The sequence below is a fragment of the Mucilaginibacter sp. genome, from assembly GCF_036383575.1.
Taxonomy (GTDB): Bacteria; Bacteroidota; Bacteroidia; order Sphingobacteriales; family Sphingobacteriaceae; genus Mucilaginibacter.
In genome coordinates, this window is sequence record NZ_DASVOB010000685.1 from 1 (window position 1) to 5,339 (window position 5,339).

Consider the following 5,339-nt stretch of genomic DNA (forward strand, 5'->3'; position numbering starts at 1 on the left):
GTTTTACACGCAGCTGAAAACCCGGGCAGACCGGTTTCAGAGCAATCATTGCTGCTTATAGTCGAAGACGATCCGGATTTTCGTTTTTTCCTGAAAGATAATCTAAAATCTGAATACCGAATTGCCGAAGCCGTTAATGGAAGGGACGGCTGGCAGCAAGCACTTTCGTTACATCCGGACATGATCATTTCTGACGTTAACATGCCGGTAATGGACGGTGTCGCGTTAAGTAAAAAATTGAAAAGCGATAAGCGGACATCGCATATCCCCTTAATACTGCTAACTGCCTCCAATGCCGAGGTTGACGAACTCATTGGCCTCGAATCCGAAGCCAATGACTTTATTACAAAACCATTTAATTTTGCGGTGCTGCTGATAAAAATCAGGAACCTTCTTGCTTTAAATGAAAAGCTTAAAGCCACCTACTCGCGATTATTGAAAATCACGTTGGATGAAATAGAAATAGAGTCGGAGGAAGAAAGATTTTTGAAAGCTGTTGTTTTATACATTGAAAAAAATCTTACAGACCCGCAACTTTCCGTAGATGCACTTAGCAGGGAACTTTGCATCAGCAGGGTTTCACTTTATAAAAAAATACTGGAGATCACGGGCCTGGCCCCCGTTGAATTTATTCGCTCAGTGAAACTCGAAAAAGCAGTGCAGCTTATGGAGAAAAGCGATATGAAGGTTGCTCAGATCGCCTATCATGTTGGTTTCTCCACGCCTAACTACTTTTCCAAATCGTTTAAGGAAAAATACCATATCTCCCCAACAGAATATATCCATAACAAACGGCATAAACAGGAAAAACACCTGTCGGGATAAAATAAAGCATCGGGACATACTACTGATCATGCGGAGCCGCAAAGAAAACCTATTCTTGTTTTGAAATCACAAATTGGATCCTTTTAAGGTCTCAGATGTTATGCCCTGGGGGAATCGAGCTGCCACAGAATTTTTACCGCGGATAGTTTTTCCGACTCTATTCGATCCCCGGCAAGAACGCTAAAGCCATTTTTTATATAAAATTGCAAAGGCGATTTATACTTGTTTCCGTCAGCCCGAAGAGCCCCTTCTTTATCGATCACCCAACCAGCGAGTTTGCTTTCGTGCCTCTTTATTTCATTTAACATACCCGTTCCATAACTCTTGCCGTGAATGTCACTGTTTAATATAACTGCAAACCATCTCTCGTTATCACGCAGGAACGTTGCTGACCAACCGACGATAATTTCCTGATCATCAATTAGCAGGAAGTGGGTTTTAGCATCTAATTTATTAAGGTATTCATTAAAATCTTCGATCTTATCATACCTTAATTTTTCCGGATATTCATTATTCCATAATCGGAAAGCGGCTTCAAGCTGTTCGGGGCTAAGGGAATCTTGAACTAAAATTTTCACACCTGGTCGTTTAATTAATATCAGCAATTCGGGTAAAGTGTTCATTTCTGTTGGTACAAATAAACATTTCCTAATAATGCCCGGACTACACCCTGAGTAATACTTCCGTTTTTCGGTTGCAGACACCTTAGGCCGCAAACCAGGTACACTACCTGGGTACCGCTCCGCAAACAATGATATGATCAATACTAAGCCGGAAGCGTGATTGGATTACCCAAAGCCCCATTGGCAACGTGTGACTCACGCTGTAGCCTCATTCAAATTATTCAGGAAGCTCCATAGAAAGAACAAAAATAAATTATGCTTTCTTCACAAATTCTGATTTTAATGCCATAGCACCAAAACCATCAATTTTGCAATCAATGTTATGATCGCTATCAACCAAACGGATGTTTTTTACTTTGGTCCCTGCTTTTATACTTTGAGAGGAACCTCGTACCGGCAGATTTTTTATTGTAACAACAGTATCTCCATTCTGAAGAATATTTCCATTGCAATCTTTCACTTCAAACAGATCTGAACCTACGATGTTATCTTCCGGATTCCATTCATGCCCGCATTCCGGGCATACAAGCAGGTTATCCATTTCATAAGTATAAGCCGATTTACATATCGGGCAAGGTGCAAGCTCACTCATCTTTATGGTATTGATTTTCGCTTGCGAAGATAAAATTTTTAAAAGATTTGCATTTGCTCATTTCTTATATACACTTCACATGGGCAAAATCTTTAGCAAAAGGCCTCCGGCTACTTATACCTTATACGCGTATTCAATATTTCTACTAAAACGATCCTATTTTAGAAATATAATATTTTATCCATAAAGCAGTTCAGATTCAACGCGCTATGACTTGTCCCCCCATCAAGGTTGTTTGATTTTAAATATTTAATGCCTTGATCAATAATTCCAGGGCCTTCAAAAAACGCGCCAGCATATCGCCCAGTGAATATGAAAAAACAGATGCACAAGGTTGGTTTTAATCATTGATCAATGAAGTATCGTAATGGCAGCGAAAATATAACTGGTCTTAAAAATCAAAGATCAGCATGGTCTGAAATAACCATTGCCAATGTTTTTATAAATACCAGGTCATAAACAATCAACATGCAATAGCTTATACAAGCCATCAGTTTTATTTCAACAATAACCAACACTAAATAAAACAGTTACAATCGGAACCAAAATATAAGCTTCGATTTAGCAACCTCGATTCTTTTCGACAAATCGTATTTTCTCTTGCGCAAAAAGTCGGTTTTATACAAAAAAAAGTCCCATTAGGTCAATTATTTAGCCATTATTTCAAAGAAATTTGGATGATTATCAATTATTGACCCGATAACGCGAATTGTTGATTAACCAATTATAGATAACCACTTATAGAAATTTATTTAAAGCTCTGGCTATTCATCCGTATGGCTGATCGGCATAGCTGTTTTTTCTAACCGTTAAAATAATTATGAAAAGAAGAACATTAATAAAAGGCTTAGCCACAGGATTCTCCTCCTTGTATCTGTCAAGGGCTTTGGGCAGTAGTTTGCTTCAATCAAATTTAAATGCAGGCATTGCCTCTGGTCCTTTTAAACCCGATTGGGATTCATTGGCTCAATACCAGGTACCTGATTGGTTTCGCGACGCCAAATTTGGCATATGGGCACACTGGGGCCCGCAATGCCAGCCCGAACGCGGCGACTGGTACGCCCGCGGTATGTACCAGGAAGGCAGCGATCAGTATAAATACCATGTTCAAAAATATGGCCACCCTTCAAAATTTGGTTTTAAAGATGTCATTAACGAATGGAAGGCCGAAAACTGGAACCCCGAGGAACTGGTAGGCTTGTACAAACAGGCGGGGGCCAAATATTTTATGGCGCTGGCCAATCACCATGATAATTTTGACCTTTATGACAGCAAATACCAAAGCTGGAACGCTACCAAATTGGGGCCAAAAAAAGACCTGATTGGCGGCTGGGCAAAAGCAGCTAAAGAACACGACCTGCCTTTCGGCGTAACGGTACATGCCTCTCACCCCTGGACATGGTATGAGGTTGCACAACGCGCAGATAAAAACGGACCGTATGCAGGCGTGCCTTATGATGGCAAACTCACCAAAGCAGATGGTGCCGGCAAATGGTGGAGCGGCTATGACCCGCAAGAACTATATGCACAAAATCATGCGCTAAGTAAGGATAGCCTCAACGATGGCAGCATGGGCGGTCATTGGGACTGGGGCAATGGCGCAAGTGTACCTAATAAAGCTTATTGCGATAAGTTTTTGAACCGTACTATAGAGCTGATTGATAAATACGGTCCCGAACTGATCTATTTTGACGATACTGCATTACCCCTTTGGCCGGTAAGCGATGCCGGCTTAAAAATAGCGGCCCATATGTATAATACCAGTATAAAAAAACATGGTAAACTACAGGCAGCACTGTTTGGTAAAGTATTGAATGAGCAACAACGCAAATGTATGATATGGGATATAGAACGCGGACAGAGCAACCAGATTGAGCCCTTGCCATGGCAAACGGATACCTGTATTGGCTCCTGGCACTATGATCGACGCATATTTGATAATAAAGGCTACAAAAGCGCCAAAACGGTAGTTCATACTCTGGTTGACATTGTAAGCAAAAACGGTAATCTACTCTTAAACATACCATTACGTGGCGATGGCACCCTTGATAGCGAAGAACGTGCGGTAGTTGACGATATAGGTGCCTGGATGCAGGTTAACAGCGAGGCAATTTACGGTACCCGGCCATGGACAGTATTTGGAGAAGGCCCGGCAACAGATTCGGCGGCACCTATTAATGCGCAGGGTTTTAATGAAGGCAAAGGTAAGCCATTCGGGGCCGAAGATATCCGGTTTACCACAAAAGGTAAAACCCTTTATGCTACTATGCTGGGTTGGCCTGCAGGGAACGAAGCGCTTGTTAAAAAGTTAGCAAAAGGCAATCAATTAGGTAACGTAAGCAGCGTAAGCCTGCTCGGAAACGATAAATTGAGTTTTGAGCAGACTGAAGCAGGTCTTAAAGTTAAAATGCCTGAAAATGCTCCGTGTAAAGATGCATTCGTTTTAAAAATTGAGGGAGTCGTTTAATCTATATCATGAACAAGAAAACTTTTTACGTACTGATCACTGCCGTTTCACTGTCAGCTCCTTCTTTAGCGCAAACTTTTAAGCTGGTATCGCCCGATAAAAAAAACGTTGTCGAGATAAACAATACCAACAGTCTTCAATATACCGTTGCCAGCAATGGCTTAACCATCATCCATCCTTCTTCGCTGGGTTTCGAGTTTAAGGATGAACCGGCTATGGGCACCAATATGGCCATAACCGGTCATGTGGAGCACTCCGTTAACCAAACCTGGGTACCGGTGGTAAAAACAAAGCACGGAACCGTAGTTGACAGTTACAATGAACTGGAGCTGTCACTGGTAGAAAAATCGGGCCCAATGCGCCGGATGAAGATCTGGTTCAGGGCTTATGACGATGGGATTGCCTTTCGCTACCAGTTATTCGGGGCTGATAACATCGGCGACCGGCAGATAGTAAGGGAACTGACCAGTTTCAATTTACCGGCAAAGGCAAAGACCTGGGTGGCAGACTATGGTAGTTATACCTCATCGCAGGAGACCGAATTTCAACAAAAAAACCTAAACCATATCACAGAAAAAACAATTGCCGGCTTACCCCTGCTGGTCGAGTTAGATCAGAGCCATTATACGGCAATTACAGAGGCTAACATTGACAATTATCCTGGATTTTACATAGGCTCTCTAAAAACAGACACCGGGGCAACTGATAAAATTGACCTTGTCACCAAATTATCCCCTCTGCCCGGCGAAAGTGAAAACGGCGTTAAGGCGCGTTTCGCTAATAACCTGCTCACACCCTGGCGTGTAGTAATGCTGGCAGCTTCACCGGGTAA

At 42.1% G+C, this 5,339-nt stretch carries 5 protein-coding genes; 3 read left to right on the top strand and 2 right to left on the bottom strand.

All coding sequences use genetic code 11. The features are described 5' to 3' along the window. On the top strand, positions 1-825 hold an 825-nt coding region (locus tag VF500_RS24125; RefSeq protein WP_330862120.1), incomplete at its 5' end, for a response regulator transcription factor. Between the two features lie 98 nt (positions 826-923). On the opposite strand, the gene VF500_RS24130 is transcribed toward VF500_RS24125, so the two are convergent. Both VF500_RS24130 and VF500_RS24135 read right to left on the bottom strand, forming a co-directional pair. Continuing rightward, positions 924-1,448 (bottom strand): N-acetyltransferase, encoded by a 525-nt coding sequence (locus VF500_RS24130; RefSeq protein ID WP_330862121.1) that lies wholly within the window; start codon positions 1,446-1,448, stop codon positions 924-926. Positions 1,449-1,701: 253 nt separating this feature from the next. Then, complete coding sequence (locus VF500_RS24135) at positions 1,702-2,040, bottom strand: zinc ribbon domain-containing protein YjdM (RefSeq protein ID WP_330862122.1); 339 nt, start codon at positions 2,038-2,040, stop codon at positions 1,702-1,704. A gap of 820 nt (positions 2,041-2,860) precedes the next feature. Here VF500_RS24135 and VF500_RS24140 point away from each other — a divergent pair. Together VF500_RS24140 and VF500_RS24145 are read left to right on the top strand one after the other, a co-directional pair. Then, on the top strand, positions 2,861-4,507 hold the full coding sequence (locus VF500_RS24140) for an alpha-L-fucosidase (protein ID WP_330862123.1): 1,647 nt from the start codon (positions 2,861-2,863) through the stop codon (positions 4,505-4,507). An 8-nt stretch (positions 4,508-4,515) separates the two neighbouring features. Then, positions 4,516-5,339, top strand: an 824-nt coding sequence (locus tag VF500_RS24145; RefSeq protein ID WP_330862124.1) for a glycoside hydrolase family 97 N-terminal domain-containing protein, incomplete at its 3' end; no start/stop codon positions are given.

Coding starts and splice junctions, on each gene's coding strand:
- VF500_RS24130 (WP_330862121.1), bottom strand. CDS start 1,448: ATGAACACTTTACCCGAATTGCTGATATTAATTAAACGACCAGGTGTG.
- VF500_RS24135 (WP_330862122.1), bottom strand. CDS start 2,040: ATGAGTGAGCTTGCACCTTGCCCGATATGTAAATCGGCTTATACTTAT.
- VF500_RS24140 (WP_330862123.1), top strand. CDS start 2,861: ATGAAAAGAAGAACATTAATAAAAGGCTTAGCCACAGGATTCTCCTCC.